At 63.2% G+C, this 18369-nt stretch carries 19 protein-coding genes; 12 read left to right on the top strand and 7 right to left on the bottom strand.

Annotation, left to right across the window (positions count from 1 at the left end):
- Nucleotides 1-22 precede the first annotated feature (22 nt).
- The 4 genes from ACR0EF_RS17180 (at nt 23) to ACR0EF_RS17165 (ending at nt 2517) form a co-directional block, all read left to right on the top strand.
- Complete coding sequence (locus ACR0EF_RS17180; RefSeq protein ID WP_005981269.1) at nt 23-247, top strand: F0F1 ATP synthase subunit C; 225 nt, start codon at nt 23-25, stop codon at nt 245-247.
- 86 nt (nt 248-333) lie between these two features.
- On the top strand, nt 334-885 hold the full coding sequence (locus ACR0EF_RS17175; protein ID WP_093965216.1) for a F0F1 ATP synthase subunit B': 552 nt from the start codon (nt 334-336) through the stop codon (nt 883-885).
- 5 nt (nt 886-890) lie between these two features.
- On the top strand, nt 891-1451 hold the full coding sequence (locus ACR0EF_RS17170; protein WP_093965218.1) for a F0F1 ATP synthase subunit B: 561 nt from the start codon (nt 891-893) through the stop codon (nt 1449-1451).
- A gap of 130 nt (nt 1452-1581) precedes the next feature.
- Nucleotides 1582-2517 (top strand): glycosyltransferase family protein, encoded by a 936-nt coding sequence (locus tag ACR0EF_RS17165; protein ID WP_170343395.1) that lies wholly within the window; start codon nt 1582-1584, stop codon nt 2515-2517.
- A 15-nt stretch (nt 2518-2532) separates the two neighbouring features.
- Here the strand turns inward: ACR0EF_RS17165 and ACR0EF_RS17160 are convergent, their stop codons facing one another.
- A complete protein-coding gene (locus ACR0EF_RS17160; protein WP_170372691.1) occupies nt 2533-3378 on the bottom strand; it encodes an ATP-grasp fold amidoligase family protein in 846 nt (281 codons plus the stop codon).
- 67 nt (nt 3379-3445) lie between these two features.
- Between ACR0EF_RS17160 and ACR0EF_RS17155 the strand changes: the two genes are divergently transcribed.
- Nucleotides 3446-4801, top strand: coding sequence for a glycosyltransferase (locus tag ACR0EF_RS17155; RefSeq protein WP_367646429.1), 1356 nt, complete (start codon nt 3446-3448; stop codon nt 4799-4801).
- A 13-nt stretch (nt 4802-4814) separates the two neighbouring features.
- Here ACR0EF_RS17155 and ACR0EF_RS17150 read toward each other — a convergent pair whose 3' ends face one another.
- Nucleotides 4815-5591, bottom strand: coding sequence for an FCD domain-containing protein (locus ACR0EF_RS17150; RefSeq protein WP_170343398.1), 777 nt, complete (start codon nt 5589-5591; stop codon nt 4815-4817).
- Between the two features lie 159 nt (nt 5592-5750).
- On the opposite strand from ACR0EF_RS17150, the gene ACR0EF_RS17145 reads away from it, so the two are divergent.
- The 5 genes from ACR0EF_RS17145 to ACR0EF_RS17125 all read left to right on the top strand — a co-directional run bounded on the left by ACR0EF_RS17145 (nt 5751) and on the right by ACR0EF_RS17125 (nt 11946).
- Complete coding sequence (locus ACR0EF_RS17145; RefSeq protein ID WP_170370066.1) at nt 5751-6944, top strand: aminotransferase-like domain-containing protein; 1194 nt, start codon at nt 5751-5753, stop codon at nt 6942-6944.
- 44 nt (nt 6945-6988) lie between these two features.
- Nucleotides 6989-7393, top strand: a complete 405-nt coding sequence (locus ACR0EF_RS17140) for a hypothetical protein (RefSeq protein ID WP_170373295.1) — start codon at nt 6989-6991, stop codon at nt 7391-7393.
- Nucleotides 7394-7530: 137 nt separating this feature from the next.
- Nucleotides 7531-10986: a chromosome segregation SMC family protein gene (locus ACR0EF_RS17135; protein ID WP_170373294.1), complete on the top strand. Its 3456-nt coding sequence runs from the start codon at nt 7531-7533 to the stop codon at nt 10984-10986.
- Nucleotides 10987-11040: 54 nt separating this feature from the next.
- Nucleotides 11041-11403 (top strand): hypothetical protein, encoded by a 363-nt coding sequence (locus ACR0EF_RS17130; RefSeq protein ID WP_170372700.1) that lies wholly within the window; start codon nt 11041-11043, stop codon nt 11401-11403.
- 45 nt (nt 11404-11448) lie between these two features.
- On the top strand, nt 11449-11946 hold the full coding sequence (locus ACR0EF_RS17125) for a P-loop nucleotide/nucleoside kinase family protein (RefSeq protein WP_170372702.1): 498 nt from the start codon (nt 11449-11451) through the stop codon (nt 11944-11946).
- Between the two features lie 4 nt (nt 11947-11950).
- On the opposite strand, the gene ACR0EF_RS17120 is transcribed toward ACR0EF_RS17125, so the two are convergent.
- Genes ACR0EF_RS17120 through cobD form a run of 3 tightly spaced genes read right to left on the bottom strand, consistent with a single transcriptional unit; the run spans nt 11951 to nt 15011 of the window.
- Entirely contained in the window at nt 11951-13114 is a 1164-nt protein-coding gene (locus tag ACR0EF_RS17120; protein ID WP_170372704.1) for a lytic murein transglycosylase, read from the bottom strand.
- A gap of 14 nt (nt 13115-13128) precedes the next feature.
- Entirely contained in the window at nt 13129-14049 is a 921-nt protein-coding gene (cbiB, locus tag ACR0EF_RS17115; RefSeq protein ID WP_170372706.1) for an adenosylcobinamide-phosphate synthase CbiB, read from the bottom strand.
- A complete protein-coding gene (gene cobD, locus ACR0EF_RS17110; RefSeq protein ID WP_170373293.1) occupies nt 14046-15011 on the bottom strand; it encodes a threonine-phosphate decarboxylase CobD in 966 nt (321 codons plus the stop codon). Before cobD ends, cbiB begins: the two co-directional genes overlap by 4 nt.
- Before the next feature lie 182 nt (nt 15012-15193).
- Here cobD and ACR0EF_RS17105 point away from each other — a divergent pair, with 182 nt between their 5' ends.
- A complete protein-coding gene (locus tag ACR0EF_RS17105; protein WP_170342693.1) occupies nt 15194-15556 on the top strand; it encodes a response regulator transcription factor in 363 nt (120 codons plus the stop codon).
- On the opposite strand, the gene ACR0EF_RS17100 is transcribed toward ACR0EF_RS17105, so the two are convergent.
- Entirely contained in the window at nt 15538-16527 is a 990-nt protein-coding gene (locus ACR0EF_RS17100) for a glutathione S-transferase family protein (protein ID WP_170373292.1), read from the bottom strand. The genes ACR0EF_RS17105 and ACR0EF_RS17100 overlap by 19 nt on opposite strands.
- A 214-nt stretch (nt 16528-16741) precedes the next feature.
- Here ACR0EF_RS17100 and ACR0EF_RS17095 point away from each other — a divergent pair, with 214 nt between their 5' ends.
- Entirely contained in the window at nt 16742-17095 is a 354-nt protein-coding gene (locus tag ACR0EF_RS17095; RefSeq protein ID WP_170373291.1) for a hypothetical protein, read from the top strand.
- Nucleotides 17096-17115: 20 nt separating this feature from the next.
- Here ACR0EF_RS17095 and ACR0EF_RS17090 read toward each other — a convergent pair whose 3' ends face one another.
- Nucleotides 17116-18288: a MalY/PatB family protein gene (locus tag ACR0EF_RS17090; protein WP_170373290.1), complete on the bottom strand. Its 1173-nt coding sequence runs from the start codon at nt 18286-18288 to the stop codon at nt 17116-17118.
- Nucleotides 18289-18369 lie beyond the last annotated feature (81 nt).

Raw genomic sequence — 18369 nt, 5'->3', positions numbered from 1 at the left:
CCAATTCGTAAGGAGATACATCATGGAAGGCGATCTCGCACACATCGGCGCAGGCCTGGCAGCAATCGGTTCCGGCGCGGCCGCAATCGGGGTGGGCAACGTGGCCGGCAACTTCCTGGCCGGCGCTCTGCGCAACCCTTCGGCGGCTGCTTCGCAGACCGCAACCCTGTTCATCGGTATCGCATTCGCAGAAGCCCTGGGAATCTTCGCATTCCTGGTCTCGCTGCTGCTGATGTTCGCCGTTTAATCTGCGGAACCTGATCCTTACGCGCAGGTGGGCCCAAGCCATAGCGGCCCACCTGTTGTAAAGACAACGTTCCGACGGAGGACATCATGGCGACAGAACCCATAGCTGCAGAAGCAGTCGGCAAATGCGTCGATTCCCATGGCTCGGCCATCGGGATGCCGCAGCTCTGCTTCGATTGGTTCCCCAACCAGATCTTCTGGCTGGTCATTACGCTGGTCGTCATCTTTCTGGTCCTGTCCCGCGTGGCCCTGCCGCGCATCGCGGCGATCCTGGCCGAGCGTCAGGGGACCATTACAAATGACCTGGCTGCGGCCGAAGATCTGAAGGCCAAGGCGGTCGAGGCCGAAGAGGCCTATAACAAGGCGCTGGCCGATGCTCGTGCCGAGGCTCAGCGGATCGCAGCCGAAGCGCGTGCCGAAATCCAGGCGGACCTGGATGACGCGATTGCCAAGGCAGACGCGGAAATCGCGGCCAAGGCGGCAGAATCGGAGAAGGCAATTGCCGAAATCCGTGCCGGAGCGCTGGAAAGCATTCAACAGGTTGCCAACGATACGGCGGCCGAACTGGTGACTGCGCTGGGCGGCGAGGCGGATGCCAAAGCCATCAGCAGTGCCATCAGCGCGCAGATGAAAGGATAAGTGACATGCGGAATACACTTGCTCTTATCCTGACCGCAGGCTTCGCCAGCCCGGCGCTGGCCGCAAGCGGTCCGTTCTTCTCGCTGGCGAACACTGATTTCGTCGTGACGCTGGGCTTCATCGTCTTTATCGCGGTCCTGTTCTATTTCAAGGTTCCCTCGATGATTGGCGGGGCGCTGGACAACCGCGCCGAAGGCATTAAGGCCGAGCTGGACGAGGCCCGTGCCCTGCATGAAGAAGCGCGCAGCCTGCTGGCCTCATACGAACGCAAGCAGCGCGAAGTGCAGACTCAGGCCGAAGCCATCGTGGCCGCGGCGAAGGAAGATTCGGTGCTGGCTGCCGAACAGGCAAAGGCGGATCTGGAGAAATCCATCGCGCGTCGTCTGGCTGCCGCACAGGATCAAATCGCATCGGCCGAGGCCTCGGCGGTGAAGGAAGTGCGCGACCAGGCTGTTACTGCGGCCGTTGCGGCGGCCAAGTCCGTGCTGGCCAAGCAGATGACTGCGGCGCAAGCCAACAAGCTGATTGACTCGGCGATCTCCGAGGTCGGTGACAAGCTGCACTGAGCTGTTCGGCGTGAGCCAATCTCAATTTCCAAAACCCGAAAGCTACCTGCTTTCGGGTTTTTTTGCTTGTAGCCCGTGTCATTGTCTGTTGATTCAGGGCAGTCAGCTTGTGGCGTTTCGGTGAGGTACGATGACATCCGGACATACCAAGATTGTTGATCCCGCCCCTGTGTGCGTGTTCGCGTTCAACCGACCCGAACACACGCGGCGGACGTTGGATGCCCTGGCCCAATCGCCCTTGGCCGCGTCGACATCCTTGACCGTATTCATCGACGGCCCCCGCAATGATGCCGAGAAGCCGATTGTCGACGCTGTTGCGCAGGTCGCCGAAACGCAGCAGGGCTTCGCAAGTATCGAGCTGCGCCGACGTGACCGGAATGCAGGGCTGGCCGTATCGATCGAGGAGGGTGTTTCGCAGATGATGGCCGAGCATGGCCGTGCGATCATTCTCGAGGATGATATCCTCACTTCGCCAGCCTTTCTCCAATATATGAACCTTGCTCTTGAGCGTTACAAGGATACCCCAGATGTCTGGCATATAGCCGGGTACAATGAGGATATTCCGCAGAACAGAGGCTCGAACCATGCGAGTCTGTGGCGGTTCATGAGTTGTTGGGGCTGGGCGACGTGGGCTGATAGATGGACCCATTACTCGCGCGATCCGGACGAGTTGGTCAGTCTGTTTACGGATGAAGACATCCACCGTTTCAACCTGGACGGAGCAAATGACTTCTGGGCTCAGGTTCTTGCCAATAAGAGTGGGGAACTGAAGACTTGGGCCGTGTTCTGGTACGCCACGATCTTCCGCAATAGGGGGCTTTGCTTGTCCCCCCAATTCTCCTACGTCGAAAACATCGGATTTGACGGCTCTGGCAGTCATGGCGTGGTCAACAGCTCGTATGGCCGAGCGGGTCTGAACACCTCGATAGATCCGATATGGCCGGCCAAGACTGTTGAAGACGCCGCGGCGCTGGGGCAGTTGAAGGACTATTATACCCGTAGGCCTTCGTTGCACCGGCGTCTTGCCCGAAAGCTGCGAAAACTTACCCGCAAGCTGTTTGGGTAATGAACCGATTGACAGTCAGGTCTCGTCGAAAATCAGTCGAGAAAGCGCTTTCTCATCGTCAAGGCTGAGAAATCTGTCGTTGGCCCCCCAGTGGCAATGGGTGATTTCACCGACCAGTAGGGTTTTGTCGTCGATGTAGAAGTCGATCCGCACAAAGTCGAATGGCGCCGAGAGCTTTTCCGCGACCTCCAGCATTTCCTGCAGAACGAGAGGGCGGTCAACGGTGGGTTTGTCTATCCCGTAGGGGGACAGCTCGATCGGAAGGAGCGACCAGTTGGTGTCGTAGAGCTGACGATAGAAGGCCACGTTGCGGTCGTTGACGTAAAGGATACAGCGAGCCTTGCCCTTCCAGCAAAAGACTTTGAAGTCGTGCACGTCATGCCCCTGAAACAGAAGAGGTTCAACGATCAGTTTCCCGGTCAAGTCGCGATAGTTCCGTTCCCGCGCAGCATAGTAGTAGTTGCTGATAAGCTGTTCTGCCAACGCGGCCCGGTCCGGCTGCGCCCCGCCTTGCAGGATCGTCACGCCGCCGCAACCATGCGTTGGCTTTATGACGCATTCTTCGGGAAAGTCGAATTTGTCGATATCTTCCTTGTTGCGCAGCACGGCAATCGTGGGGACGTTGTATTTCGCTCCTGCACGTTCCGCGATGAATTCCTTTGCCAGTTCCTTGTCTGTTGTTTTTAACCGCAAGGGCGACACGATTTCCGGCCCTGACTTGATGCGGTATAGCACATCGTTGAAAAGCATGCGCTTGCCGGGCCACCGGTCGTGCTGCGTGAAGAAATGGTGCCAGTAGAACCACCTGTCGCCTCTGTCCGAATAGGGAAGCCTTTTGGCGATCGGACGGGCGATAGCCATGTACAGTTTGCGGCGGATGAGTTTTAGAAACGAGAGCATGTATTCAGTGACTTTGGCGTCTTAAGGGTTGTGTCTGCTATGCGGCACAGTAGACAGTGTTGCAAGTGTTCCCGCTGAATTCGCAAAAATACGGCGTTGTCGGTTGGATCAATCCAGATTTGGGGCATCAATTCAGGCACAAGAGTTGGAACGCGTAAATCACATCAGTTTCAGTAGTTCTGAGGGGGGCGCGGCGATTGCGGCGCACAGGCTGCATATGGCCCTGAACGCCAGCGGCGTGAATTCGATCATGACCGTTGCGCGAGGTCAGGAAGGGCCGGGCATCACGACGTTCAAGCCGACCAAGGGTCTGGGACGAATGATCCAACGGGAAATGGCGCGCAGTATCCGGCGCCGGCATGAAGCGGATTTCTCGGGTTTGATTTCGCTGGGTCAGGTCCGTTCGGGTTTGGCGCAGTACCTGAACAAACAGCCCTCGCAAATTCTGAACCTGCACTGGGTCAATTCGGATCTGATGTCGATCCGCGAGATCGGAAACCTGTCTCATCCGGTTGTATGGACTATGCATGACATGTGGCCGTTCTGTGGGGTGGAGCATTACTCTGAGGGCGATGACTGGAAAAACGGCTACGCGACCGAGCAGGATAGCCGAGCGAGCAGGCTGAACCGCCGTGTTTGGAAAACAAAACAGCGGTTTTGGACGCGGCCTTTCCATCTTGTTGCACCCAGCCGCTGGCTGGCGGATTGCGCCCGGCAAAGCGCCTTGACGCAGGAATGGCCCGTTTCAGTCATTCCCAACGCAATCGACACCGACGTCTGGCGCCCCACCGACCGAGACGCGGCCAGAGACCGATTGGGTCTGCCACGCGATTCTGCTGTCATCGGTTTTGGGGCCATGGGGGGCGACAGCGATCCGCGCAAAGGATTTCGGCACCTCAAGGAAGCTTTGTCGATTCTGAAACAGGAAAGATCTGATATCCGCGTTCTGATATTCGGCGCGGATGCGCATGAGGTAGATCTGCCCTTTCCGGCTCATTTCACTGGACAACATTCAGTGCCCGAGGAACTGCGGTCTGTTTACGCGTGCGCGGACGTTTTTGCGTTGCCGTCCCGACAAGACAACCTACCCAACACCGGCGTCGAGGCGCTTTCTTGCGGTATTCCGATCGTCGGGTTCAAGATCGGCGGATTGCCCGATCTGGTCCCGAACCCCGGGTGCGGGCGGCTGGCCGAGCCGTTTGATGCGCGGGACTTGGCGGATTGCCTAAAGGGGGTGATCGATGATCAGCGTTCCTGCCACGTTCAAGGACAGAAGCGCGACGGGAATGCCGCGCGCAAACATGCCCTGCAGAGCTACGCGATGCCAATCGTGGCCGAGCAGTACAGGCGCCTTTATGAAACGCTGGGGTCGAAGGCACAGTGAGAGGCGGAGGGCCTCAACCGTCCGAGTTGCCAACCTCATGTTCCAGCCGCTGCCGCGCGATCAGTTCGTTGCGCCGGGCCTTCTGCTGGTCTTCCATGCAGCGTTCGACAAAGCTAAGATGCTGTTCCACCGACTGCCGGGCGGCTTCGGGGTCGCGGGCCTGAAGGGCTGCGTTGATCGCCCTGTGCTGGTTCAGGATTGCATCTCGCGTCGTGCGCTGGTGGAACATGATCTGGCGGTTGTAGAACACCCCCTGCCGCAGCAGATCGAACATCGACCGCATCATGTGCAGCATCACCACGTTGTGGCTGGCCTCGATGATCGCCATGTGGAACTGCGCGTCCAGATGGGCCTCGTCATCGGCCGCGTTGCGGGCATGGGCGGCCTCCATCTTGTCGAAAATCGCCTGGATCACTTTCAGGTCGCTGTCCGAACCCAGCCGCGCGGCGCGTTCGGCCGCCAACCCTTCCATGTCGCGCCGGAACGACAGGTAATCGAACACGGCCTCGTCATGGCTGCTGAACAGACGGATCAGCGCCGGCGAAAAGGCCGAGCCCAGAACCTCGGCCACATAGATGCCTGACCCGGCCTTGGCGGTCAGCAGGCCCTGCTCCTGCAGTTGCGAGATCGCCTCGCGCAGCGACGGGCGCGACACACCCAGCCGGTCGGCCAGCTCGCGCTCGGACGGCAGGCGCTCACCGGGGCGCAGGATCCCGCGCAGGATCAGCAGTTCGATCTGTTTGACGACGGCCAGGGACAGTTTCTCGGTCTGGACTTTCTGAAAGGGCATCGGATCATCGCTGAAAATTGGTCAAATCATATGACCACATATGCCCGGCCCGTGCAAGAACGGGCCGCGATCACATTGGCTGAAACACTAGGTCAGTATTATTGACTTTAAACGCAGAGGTCATAGCGTCGGTCCGACCCAGCGGAGGAGGCTCGGCACATGCACCAGCTATTTGCAACGCGCGCCGCGCGAATGAAGGCGTCTGAAATCCGAGAGCTGCTGAAGCTGCTGGATCAACCCGGCATCATTTCCTTTGCCGGCGGTATCCCCGACCCGGCGCTTTTTCCGACCGAGGCGTTTTCTCAGGCATTCCAACAGGCACTTGGTGCTGGCGGCGGCGCGCAGGCGCTGCAGTATTCCGTGTCCGAAGGGTACATGCCGTTGCGGGAATGCATCGCCGGCCACATGCGCAAGATCGGCATCGACTGCGGCCCCGACGACGTACTGATCACCTCGGGCTCGCAGCAGGCGCTCGACTATCTGGGCAAACTGTTTCTGTCGCCCGGCGACACGGCGCTGGTCGGGTGGCCGACCTACCTGGGCGCCTTGGCGGCCTTCAACGCCTATGAACCACGCTTTGACCGGTTGCGCGAAGGCGGCAATGCGGGCGCGGCGCAATACCGGGCCGCGGCGGGGCCGGGGACCGTCAAATACGGCTATCTGTCTCCCGATTTTGCAAACCCGACCGGTGAGACCGTCGATCGGCAGGGGCGCGAGGCCCTTCTGGATCTGGCCGAGGAGTTGGACTGCGCCCTGATCGAGGACGGCGCCTATCAGGCCCTGCGCTATGACGGGCAGGCGATCCCGCCGATCCTTGCGCTGGAACTGGCGCGGAAGGGCGATCTGCAAGCCTGCCGGACGATCTATTGCGGCAGTTTTTCCAAGACCCTGTCGCCCGGATTGCGGGTGGGTTGGGTCGTGGCGGCGCGGCCCGTCATCGCGCAGCTTGTGCTGATGAAACAGGCCGCTGACCTGCATTCGGCCACCATCAACCAGATGGCCGTGCACCAAGTGGCCCAAACCTGTTTCGACAGCCACATCCTGAAAGTGCGCGCAACCTACGGTGCGCGCCGCGACGCGATGCTGGCGGCGCTGGATCGGCACATGCCCGAAGGCGTGCAATGGACCCGGCCCGAGGGTGGCATGTTCATCTGGCTGACCCTGCCGCCCGGCTCGGATGGCGCGCAGCTGCTGGCCCGCGCGCTTGAGACGGTCAAGGTCGCCTTTGTGCCCGGCCAGGCCTTTCACCCCGATGGCAGCGGCGCCAACACGATCCGGCTGAGTTTCTCCAACTCGGACGAGGCCACGATTGCCGAGGGCATTGAACGGCTGGGCACGCTCCTGCGCGGCTGAGCGCGGGAAAGCTTTCGTTAACCATTTTGCCGCAAAGCTGCGGCATGATCCGGTTCCTCGCCTTGCTGTTGCTGGCCGGTTGCTCGGCCGGCACGCCCCATTTCCGCGACGTGCCAGCGACCCGCGTGGCCGTGAACGGCAGCGTGTTCGACGTGCGCCTGCGCGGTGACCTGGCCGAGGCGGTCCGCGTCAACAGCCAATATACCCCGCGGCTGGGGCCGATCCGGGATCGGGCCGCATTGGCCATGGCGCAGGTCTCGGGCTGTCCGGTCGCCGACGTGTTGGGCGATGCGGCGGTGACCGTGGGCATCCTCGCCTGCGACCGCAGGGCGTCGGACCGGCTGTTGCTGGCTGCGGTCACGCCGACCAACTATGAATGCATTGACTTCGGAACCTATGACAGCGGGTCGGACACCGGGTATCAGGTGTTCGAGTGTTCGCCTTATTGACTCTGCGCAATTCCGCCCAAATCAGCAAGATATTGTGGATAACTCGGCCCAATATCCCATATCCTGCGCAACTTCGTTGACTCGCGGGCATTCCCTTGTCCAGACTTTCAGGGAACGGGAATCATGGAAATCGGCCTTTGCGCTTTACCAAACTCAAACTCACCGGCTTCAAAAGCTTCGTCGATCCGACCGATCTGATCATCGCGGACGGGTTGACCGGTGTGGTGGGGCCCAACGGCTGCGGCAAGTCCAACCTGCTCGAGGCGCTGCGTTGGGTGATGGGCGAGAACCGCCCCAAATCGATGCGCGGCGGTGCGATGGAGGACGTGATCTTTGCCGGTGCCGCCACCCGTCCGGCGCGCAACTTCGCCGAGGTGGTCCTGACCATGGACAACTCGGAACGTCTGGCCCCGGCCGGGTTCAATGACAGCGATCAGATCGAGATCGTGCGCCGCATCACCCGCGACGTGGGCAGCGCCTACAAGGCCAACGGCAAGGACGTGCGCGCCCGCGACGTGCAGATGCTGTTCGCCGATGCCTCGACCGGCGCGCATTCACCCGCTCTGGTGGGGCAGAACCGGATCGCCGAGCTGATCAACGCCAAACCCCGCGCCCGCCGCCGCATTCTGGAAGAGGCCGCCGGTATCTCGGGCCTGTACCAGCGGCGGCACGAGGCCGAACTGAAGCTCAAGGGCACCGAAGCCAACCTGACCCGCGTCGATGACGTGCTGGAGCAGTTGGGCACACAGTTGGCGCAGCTGGCGCGCCAAGCCCGTCAGGCCGCGCGGTATCGCGAAATCGGCGAGCAATTGCGCCAGGCCGAGGGTATGTTGCTGTATCGCCGCTGGAAAGAGGCCGACATGGCCCGCCAGCAGGCCGAAGAGCGTCTGCGCGACCGCACCACCGAAGCCGCCCGCGCCGAGGCCGAGGCACGCGCCGCCAGCGCGAAACGCGCCGAGATCGAAGAAACCCTGCCGCCGCTGCGCGAGGAGGAGGCCATCGCCGCCGCCGTCCTGCAGCGCCAGCAGGTGCAGCGCGATCAGCTGTCCGATCAGGAAACCCGCGCGCGCCAGACCATCGAAACCCTGACCGCCCGCATCCAGCAGCTGGGCCGCGACATCGAGCGTGAGACCGGTTTGAACCGCGACGCCGGCGAGATGATCGAACGGCTGGAATGGGAGGCCCGCGAACTGGCCAAGGCCGCCGGGGGCCATGACGACAAGCTGGCCGAAGCCGCCGAAATTGCCCGAGAGGCCGCCGCGGTTCTGCAGGAGCGTGAGGATCTGCTGGCGCAGGAGACCGAGGACACCGCTCGTCTGGTCGCGCGTCACCAATCGGCGCAGCGCCTGGTCGAGGACAGCCGCAAGACACTGGCACGGTCCGAGGCCGAAGAGGAAAAAGCACGCGCGGCCGTCGCCGAGGCCCGCGCCGCACTGACCCGCGCCGACGAAGCGTTCGAGGCCGCGCAAGCCGCCGAGGAAGAGGCGCGCGAGGCCGCCGAAGCCGCCGAAGAATCGCTGGCCGCCGCCGACGAGCTGCGCGGTGAAACGCAGGCGCGCGAGGCCGAGGCCCGCGCTCAACGCTCCGAGGCCGAGGGCGAGTTGGGCGCGATCCGGGCCGAGACCACCGCGCTGGCCAAGCTGGTCGAGCGCGACACCGCCGAGGGCGGGCAGGTGCTAGACCTGCTGCGGGTCGAGCCGGGCTTTGAAAAGGCGCTGGGGGCCGCGCTGGCGGATGACCTCCGCGCCCCGCTGGTCGAGGGCGATGGCCCGTCGGGCTGGGTACAGGTGCCGGGCTATGACGCCGATCAGCCGTTGCCGGACGGGGCCGAGCCGCTGGCGCTGCACGTCTCGGGGCCGGACCGCCTTGGCCGTCGCATCGCGCAGATCGGCCTGATTGACACCGATCAGGGCGCGCGGCTGCAACCCTTGTTGAAACCCGGCCAGCGGTTGGTGTCGCGCTCGGGCGATCTGTGGCGCTGGGACGGGTTCCGCGCCTGGGCAGAGGATGCCCCCAGCGCCGCGGCGCTGCGGCTCGAGCAGCTCAACAAGCTTGAGGCGCTGAAACAACAGCTGGCGCAGGTCGAAGCGCAGGCTGACGGCGCCCGCGCCGCGCACGAGGCCCTGTCGCGGCAACTGGCCGAAGTTACCGAGGCCGACCGCCGCGCTCGCGAGGCCCGCCGCGCCGCCGATCAGCGCATGGCCGAAGCCGCCCGCGCGCTCAGCCGGGCCGAGGCCGACCGCAACCTGGCGCAGGGCAAGCTGGAGAACCTGACGCTTGCGGTCGACCGCCACAAGCAGGATGCGATGGCGGCCCGCGCCCAGCTGCGCGAGGCCGAGGCCGCGCTGGCCGAGCTGGGCGATCTGGACACCGCCCGTGCCCGGGTCGAGGACATCAAGCAGACGGTCGAGGCCGCGCGGATCACCATGCTGACGCACCGCTCGACCCATGACGAGTTGCGCCGCGAGGGCGAGGCCCGCACCCGCCGCGCACAGGAGGTGGCTAAGGACCTGAGCGGCTGGAAACACCGTCTGGAAACCGCCGAGAAGCGCATCGCCGAATTGGCCGAGCGCAAAGCCAGTTCCGAGGAAGAACTGACCGAGGCGATGGCCGCGCCCGCCGAGATCGCCGAGGCGCGCGAAGAGCTGAACGAGATGATCGAGGCCGCCGAGGCCCGCCGCGCCGAGGCCGCCGACAAGCTGGCCCAGGCCGAAACGCTGCAACGCGAGGCCGTGCTGGCCGAGCGCGAGGCCGAGCGCAAGGCCTCGGAGGCGCGCGAAGCCCGCGCCGCGGCCGAGGCGCGGTTCGAGGCGGCCAAGGAAAGTGTCGCCGCCGCCGCCGAGCGCATCGCCGAGGATCAGCAACTGACCCCGAACCAGTTGTTGAACCAGCTGGACGTGAACCCCGATGACATGCCCGCCGCCGATGCTCTGGAAGCTGAGGTGAACCGCCACAAGCGCCAGCGCGACGCGATGGGTGCGGTGAACCTGCGCGCCGAGGAGGACGCCAAGGAGGTTCAGGAGGAGTTCGACACGCTCAACAGCGAGAAATCCGATCTGGAAGAGGCGATCAAGGCGCTGCGCAGCGGCATCGCCAGCCTCAACCGCGAGGGCCGCGAGCGTCTGCTGACCGCCTTCGAACAGGTCAACGCGAACTTCGCCATGCTGTTCAAGCATCTGTTCGGCGGCGGCGAGGCCAACCTGGTGATGGTCGAGAGCGACGACCCGCTGGATGCGGGGCTCGAGATCATGTGCCAGCCGCCGGGCAAAAAGCTGTCGACCCTCAGCCTGTTGTCGGGCGGGGAACAGACCCTGACCGCCACCGCGCTGATCTTTGGCGTGTTCCTGGCCAACCCGGCGCCGATCTGCGTGCTGGACGAGGTCGACGCTCCGCTGGACGATGCCAACGTGACCCGGTTCTGCGATCTGCTGGACGAGATGTGCCGTCAGACCGACACGCGGTTCCTGATCATCACCCACCACGCGGTGACCATGGCCCGGATGGACCGTCTGTTCGGCGTGACGATGCAGGAACAGGGCGTCAGCCAGCTGGTCTCGGTCGATTTGAAAAAGGCCGAGCAGATGGTCGCCTGACCGTTCACCGCAACGTTATTCCGCGATCGGGCCGGGCCGGGCTAGGCTGGCTGCATGAAACACCTGTTGCTGATCGCCGCGGCCTGCGCCGCCTCGCCGCTCTGGGCTGCCGAATGGGCCACCCGCCCAGGCGACATCCCCCTGAACCAAACCGAACTGGATGCGTTGGCCGGGCGTACGCTGACCTTCTATGACGACGGGCAGTCGAAATACTCGGCCGGTGGGTCTTATTCCTATACCTATTCGGCGGTCAATGGCGGCGGAACGGCCTTCGGAACCTACAGAATCGCCGCTGATGGCAGCATCTGTGTGCAGTACCGCAACGGGTTCGACCGCTGCGATCTGTACGTGCGCAACAATGGCCGGTTGATCCTGATCACCGAAAAAGGTGAACGTTACCCGGTGCGACCCGAGTGATCGGGGCCTCTCCTTCACCCGCCGTGCCCAACCAGGAATCGACCGATGACCCGACCCGCTCCGACCCTGCACATGCTTTGCGGCAAGATCGCCGCGGGAAAATCGACGCTTGCCGCCCAGCTCGCGAGGCAGCCCGGCACAGTTCTGATTTCCGAGGACGCCTGGCTGAAGCCGCTTTTTGCCGATCAGATGGTGACAGGTGCCGACTATCTGCGCTGTTCCACGCGTCTGCGGGCGGCGATGGGTCCGCATGTCACGACTCTGCTTGAGGCGGGCATGTCGGTTGTTCTGGATTTCCCGGCCAACACGGTCGAAACCCGCGCCTCGATGCGCGAAATTCTGGATCAGACCGATACAGCGCATCAGATGCACGTGCTGACCACGCCCGACGCCGTTTGTCTGGCCCGACTGCAAGCACGAAACGCAGCGGGCGACCACGCCTTTGCCGCGACCGAAGAACAGTTCCGCCGGTTTTCCAGGCATTACGCCGAACCGACGCCTGAGGAGGGATTCACGCTGGTGTTCCACGACCCAACGGATTGAGCGGCTAGAGTCGGTTCAGCAAGTCAACCGTCGGCCATGCGTCCGCAGGCAGTCCCAGCCGGGCCTGTTCAGCCTGTACTGCAGCGCGCGTTCCGGCCCCCAAGATGCCGTCGATCTTGCCCACGTCGTGGCCGCGCGCCTGCAGTTTCGCCTGCAGCTGTTTCATCTGGGCACCGGTCAGGCCTGGATCGGGGTTGCCCGCAGAATAGACTTGTGCGCCTTCGAGACGCGTTCCGAAATAGGCAGCGGTCAGGACATAGACAAAGCTTTGGTTCCACTCGAAATAGACATCGAAATTCGGATAGGCCAGAAAGGCTGGCCCCTTGCGCCCCTGCGGCAGGATCAGCGAAGCCGGCAGGTTGGCCAATGTCCCGCTGCGCGCCTGCACGCCCATCGCCTGCCAGTCTGACACCGGGCGCGGTTTGCCCGGCCCGCTCAGCGACCAGTCCATCTGCGCGGGCACGGTGACCTCCTGCAGCCAGGGCTGACCCGGCTGCCAGCCCAGATGAGACAGCATCTTGCCACCCGACATCAGTGCGTCGGGGGCCGACGTTTTCAACCGCACGTGCCCGTCGCCATCACCGTCCACGCCGTTTTCCAGAATGTCACGGGGCAGCATCTGCACCATGCCGATCTCGCCCGCCCAGGCGCCGGTGGTGCGGTTCGGGTCGAAGTCTCCGTTCCGGAACAGCTCGATCGCGGCGAAGATCTGCGGCCGGAACAGTTCGGGGCGGCGGCAATCATGGGCCAGCGTCACCAGCGCATTGCGGGTGTTGAAATCGCCCTGGAACGCGCCGTAATCCGTCTCGAACGCCCAGAAGGCCAACAGGACCCCGCGCGACACGCCGTATTCGGCCTCGATCCGGTCGAACACGGCGTCGTATTTCTGTGCCATCGCCTGGCCGCGCCTGATCCGATCCTGCGAGATCAGGCGGCGCGAGAATTCGATGAACGGTTTCTGGAATACGCCCTGCGCGCGGTCGGCCTTCAGCACCTTGGGGTCCTGTTGCGCACCGTTGAAGAACGCATCGACCGTGGCCGTATCGAACCCCTGCTGTGCCGCTTCGGCCTTCAGTCCGCGAACGAAGGCGTTGAAGCCGCCGCCGCATTGGGCAAGGGCCGGGGCAGCGAACAGGCAAGCGGCCACAAGGCCCGAGACAAAGCGCATGACGAAAACCATCCTCAGAAAACCGTGTTCAGACCAACCCACACCGTCAGCCCCGCCAACGCAAGCCCCCAAACCTGCCAAAGCATTCCGCATGCGCGGAAAACCTCCGTTGCGCCGATCGTGCGCCGGGCTTCACCATTGACCCAGGCCAGATCGCGCAACTGCCCGTCATAGCTGCGGGGCCCGGCCAGTGCCACGTCCAGCGCGCGGGCCATGGCGGCTTCGGGCCAGCCGGCATTGGGCGAAATGTGGTGCTGCGCGTCCGCCACGATGGCCCGCCATTGGCGCCTCTGTCCCGACAGGGCCACGATCATCAGGCAAGTCAGCCGGGCCGGGACCAGGTTCAGCAGATCGTCCAGCCGGGCGGCGGCCCAGCCGAAGTCTCGGTACGTGTCGTTGCGGTAGCCGATCATGCTGTCGGCGGTGTTCACCGCCTTGTAGACCAGCAGCCCCGGCAAGCCGCCCAGCAGGAACCAGAAGGCCGGGGCGATCACCCCGTCGCTGAGGTTCTCGGCGGCGCTCTCGATGGCCGAGCGCGCCACCTGTGCCTCGGTCATCTGCGAGGTGTCGCGCGACACGATCATTGCCACCGCCGCGCGCCCCTCGGGCAGGGATTGCCGCAGCGCGACGCCCACGGCGCGGACATGCGCCACCAGAGAATTCTGTGCCAACAGGATCGCGCAGACCACGACCTCGACCACCCAGCCAAGCCACGCCAGCGCCGCACCGACCACCCAGCCGCCCAAGACCAGTAGAAGGGCGACGAGCACGCCCTTGGCCCGCCGATGCTTGCCGTGATTCAGGCGGCGGTCCAGCCAGGCGATGGCGTTGCCCATCAGAACCGCCGGGTGCCGCAGGCGCGACCACAGCCAGTCGGGCTCGCCCAATGCGGCGTCCAGCAGCATCGCCAGGGCCAGCGTAAGGGCGGTGCTCACAGCGCAGCCTCGAGTCGTGACCAGCCATGCTCGGGCGGCAGGCCCAGCCGCAGGAACCGATCGGAATAGGGGAAGATGCGGCTCCAGATATGGGCCTGTGCCAGCCGGTCCTGCCAGGCGGCGGCATCGTCCACTTCGTACAGGCGGAACAGCGTGGTGCCGCCGACCAAATGCGCGCCCTTGCCGGTCATCAGCGTATCCAGCCGTTCCGTATCACGGGCCAGTCGCGCGCGCGTGGTTTCAGCCCAGGTCGTGTCATTCAGGGCCTGCGCGCCGATGCGCAGGGCCGGGCCGGACACCGCCCATGGACCGGTCAGATCGTTCAGCCTCGCGATCAGGTCGGGATGCCCGATGGCAAAGCCCAGCCGCAGGCCCGCAAGACCCCAGAACTTGCCAAAGCTTTTCAGGACGATCACGCCGGGGCGCTCGGACAGGCTGATCAGCGAGGCATCGGGCGTCACGTCGCAAAAGCTTTCGTCGATCACGGTCAGCGGCGCATCGGCGTCCTTAGCCTGCCAGATTCGGCCGTCGGGGTTGTTGGGATGCACGATCACCCGCGCCTGCGTCGGGCCGCCGGGCTGCACCGTCCAGCCCTGCGCGGCAAAGGCAGCGGCATGTTCGTTGTAGGTGGGCGTGGTGATCTGGACCGCACCAACGGGGGCCAGCGCCGGGATCCGCGCGATCAGGGCCGAGGCCCCCGGTGCGGGTAGAATTGCCGCGCTCTCCGGCACACCCCAGAAGCGACGGGCCGAATTGCTCAGCCGGGCAAATGCCCCGTGATCCGGCAGGGCGGTCCAATCCTCAGACGTAAGGTCCGCCACAGGATAGGGGTGTGGGTTGATACCGGTCGACAGGTCGATCCATTCCGTTCGCGCGCCGCCATGACGGGCAATGGCGTCGTCCAAACCTCCGCCGTGGTCACGCTTGCCGCGCGGGTTCAAGTCGTCAGTGCGGTCAGTCATGCCGGAATCGTCCAAAACGCCGAAATTACCCCGCTTCAAGCGGATTTACGCCGTTTTTACAAGCAAATCCGGTTCCTTGAAGAGCGCTGGGGCGACCGTTAACCCTTTGTTAACGAAATAACGTGATCACAGCTTATGGGGGTCGGCACCACTCACCTTATCAAGTGCCGAGGTTGTTGCAAATGAAAGTTCTGATTGTTGAGAGTAACCCCGACCTGGGTCGGGTCTGGCAGCGGCACCTGGAACGGCAGGGGGCTGAGGTTTCTCTGGTCGAAAGCCAGGAGGCAGCGATCCTTGCACTTTACGGCACGCCCTTCGACATCATAATCTTGGACCTGGTTCTGGATTCAGGCAGCGCGTTGGCGGTCGCGGATTTCGCCAGCTATCGCCGCCCGGATGCCCGGGTGATCTTCGTCACCAACACAACGTTCTTTTCCGACGGATCGATCTTTGCGCACAGCCCCAACGCCTGCGCCTATGTCCAGAGCGGAACGCCGCCCGAGGATCTGGCGGCGATGGTCGAACACTACGCCGCGGGGCGTTGATCGCGTCCGTGCGGCTCCCAATAGTCCAGGGTGGGGTTGATCGGGATGATCCGGTGCGGATTGATGCTGTCGTGACTGTAGTGATAGTGCCGCACGATATGGTGCATGTTTACCGTGCCCGCCACGCCCGGCCATTGATACAGTTCGCGCGTGTAGGCCCACAGGTTGGGATAGTCGATCAGCCGCCTGCGGTTGCACTTGAAATGCAGGTGATAGACCGGGTCGAACCGGATCAGGGTCGTGAATAGGCGCCAGTCGGCCTCGGTCAGGCGATCCCCCATCAGGTATCGGTGCGTGGACAGCCGATCTTCCAGCCAATCCAGCGTGTCGAACAGGGGGTGCACGGCCGCGTCATAGGCCTCCTGCGAGGTGGCAAAGCCGGATTTGTAGACGCCGTTGTTCACGTTTGAGTAGACCCTCGCATTGACCTCTTCGATCGCGTCGCGCATCTCGGCGGGCCAGTAGTCGTCGGTGTTGCCAGTGATTTGGTCGAAGGCCGAATTGAACATGCGGATGATTTCCGAGCTTTCATTCGACACGATGGTCTCTTGCACCTTGTCCCACAGGATCGGCACCGTCACCCGGCCCGAGTAGTTCGGGTCGGCGAGTGTGTAGACCTGATAGGCATAGTCCAGCCCATACAAAGCATCGCCGGTGGCGCCGTGATCGTCGGTCTGGAAAGTCCATCCGCGGTCCAGCATGTCCGGATGGACAACCGATACGGTGATCAGGTCCTGAAGTTCCTTGAGCTGGCGGAAGATCAACGTCCGATGCGCCCATGGGCAGGCCAAGCTGACATACAGGTGGTATCGACCGGCTTCAGCCTTGAAACCATCCTTGCCCGAGGGACCCGCACTGCCATCGGTCGTTATCCAGTTTCGAAACTGGGCCGCCGAACGTTTGAACGCTCCGCCGGTGGATTTCGTGTCGTACCAGGTGTCGTGCCAGGTGCCGTCGACCAACAGGCCCATCTTGGATCCTCCGTTTCCGTGTCCGATTAAACCTTAGTGCGACAGCGCAGCAGTTCACATCGCCGACGGCGCGCAGCATCTCTGCGCAGTCGCACAGTGCCGCGCGGGATGTCTGTGCAACAAATCGCCCACAGGTCCGCGTCAACGGTCGGACGTCACTGGATTTTTACGAAGATACCCCCACAATAGATAGCATAGCTTGGGGGGAATTTTGATGAGTACTTATGTTTCCAAGGAAATTAGCGCCGAATTGGATGCGGCCCGAATCGCATCGCTCAAGAAGGCCAGCCGCCTGCGGGTGGAAATGGGCGACAATACCTATAGAATCCTCAAATTGTGGAAGGATGGTTTCGCCGTAGAGGCCGAGACAACACCGCGTCTGCGTGGACTGGTCGATATTTTTGATGGCGCCAACCACCTGTATCAATGCCTGATCGTCGCTGACGAGGAAGACGGCGGCCAGATGCGATACGAGTTCAAGCGCAGCACCGTCGCGGCGGACAAGGCGCCACTGGATTTCTATCGCGCGCCGGATGCCCCAATCGCCCTTCTCGGCAAAAACGACTAGGGCAGACCGTCCGCGCGGCCTTATTGAAGGTCAGAAAAAGCTAGTTTCAAACGGGCGCACGCGTCCTCGACCCGCGCCCGCTGAGTGGCCAGATTGAACCGTTCGAAGGTCTCGCCTCCCGTTCCAAAACCTGGGCCGGATGACGTTGCGATCCGCGCATCATCGCGCAGACGGCGCACGAATTCGGCGTGATCCATGCCGGTGCCCGAGAAATCGACCCAGGCCAGGTAGGTTGCCTGCAAGGGCATCGACCACAGACCGGGGATTTCGGAGATCGCTGCATCGAATATCGCGCGGTTGCCCCTCAGGTGGTCGATCTGGGCATCCACCCATTGCGCACCTTCGGGCGTGTAGGCCGCGGTGATCATCGCCACGCCAAGTGCGCCGGGGTCATAGTCCAACGTGTTCAGCCGGTGGCGCATCTGCGCCCTCAGCGTGTCCTCGGGAATGATCATGTTGCCGGTGCGCTGACCTGCGATATTGAAGGTTTTGGACGCCGCTGTCAGCGTCACCGTCCAGGGCCGTGCATCCGGCGCGGCCACGTCCATTGGCACGAATTTGTGCCCCGGATAGACCAGATCGTGATGGATCTCGTCCGAGATCAGGATCAGCCCGTTGCGTTCGGCAAAGGTCGCCACCGCACGCAGCTCGTCCGATGTCCAGACCCGCCCCGACGGGTTTTGCGGCGAACACCAGATCAACATCCGTTCCGACCCGTCCAGCCGCGACTGAGCGTCGTCCAGGTCGATCTCATAGGTATCGCCGGCCCGCACCAGCGGGCATTCTACCACCCGGCGGCCGGTCTTGTTCACTTTGTGCGCAAACTCGTGGTAGACCGGCGCGAAGATCACAACCCCGTCCCCCGGCTCGGTCCACACATCGAGGCTCAGCGCGATGGCGTTGCCCAGACCTTGCGAGGTCAGGATCCAATCGGTGTCGATCGCCCAGTCGTGACGGTTCTGCATCCACCACTGCACCGCCTGCAGATAGGCCGGGTGCTGCCAGGAATAGCCGAACACCCCGTGATCCGCCGCGCGGCGCACCGCCTTGATCACGCAGGGCGCGGTGGCATAGTCGGAATCGGCGGTCCACATGGCGAGCCCGTCCTCGGGCGAGACGCCATAGAGTTTCTCCATCTTGTCCCATTTCGAGCTGAAGGTGCCCCGGCGGTCGATCAGGTCGTTGAAAGTCATGTCTGCTCCATTCGTTGGCCCGAAAGCTATCGGGAAATTCGCCCGGCGCAAGGGGGGCGTTGCGGCCACGCGCGCGATGAC

The sequence above is a fragment of the Ruegeria sp. CG8 genome, from assembly GCF_056537165.1.
Note: the sequence above shows the minus strand (reverse complement) of the source record. Positions and strands in the feature narration are given on the sequence as shown.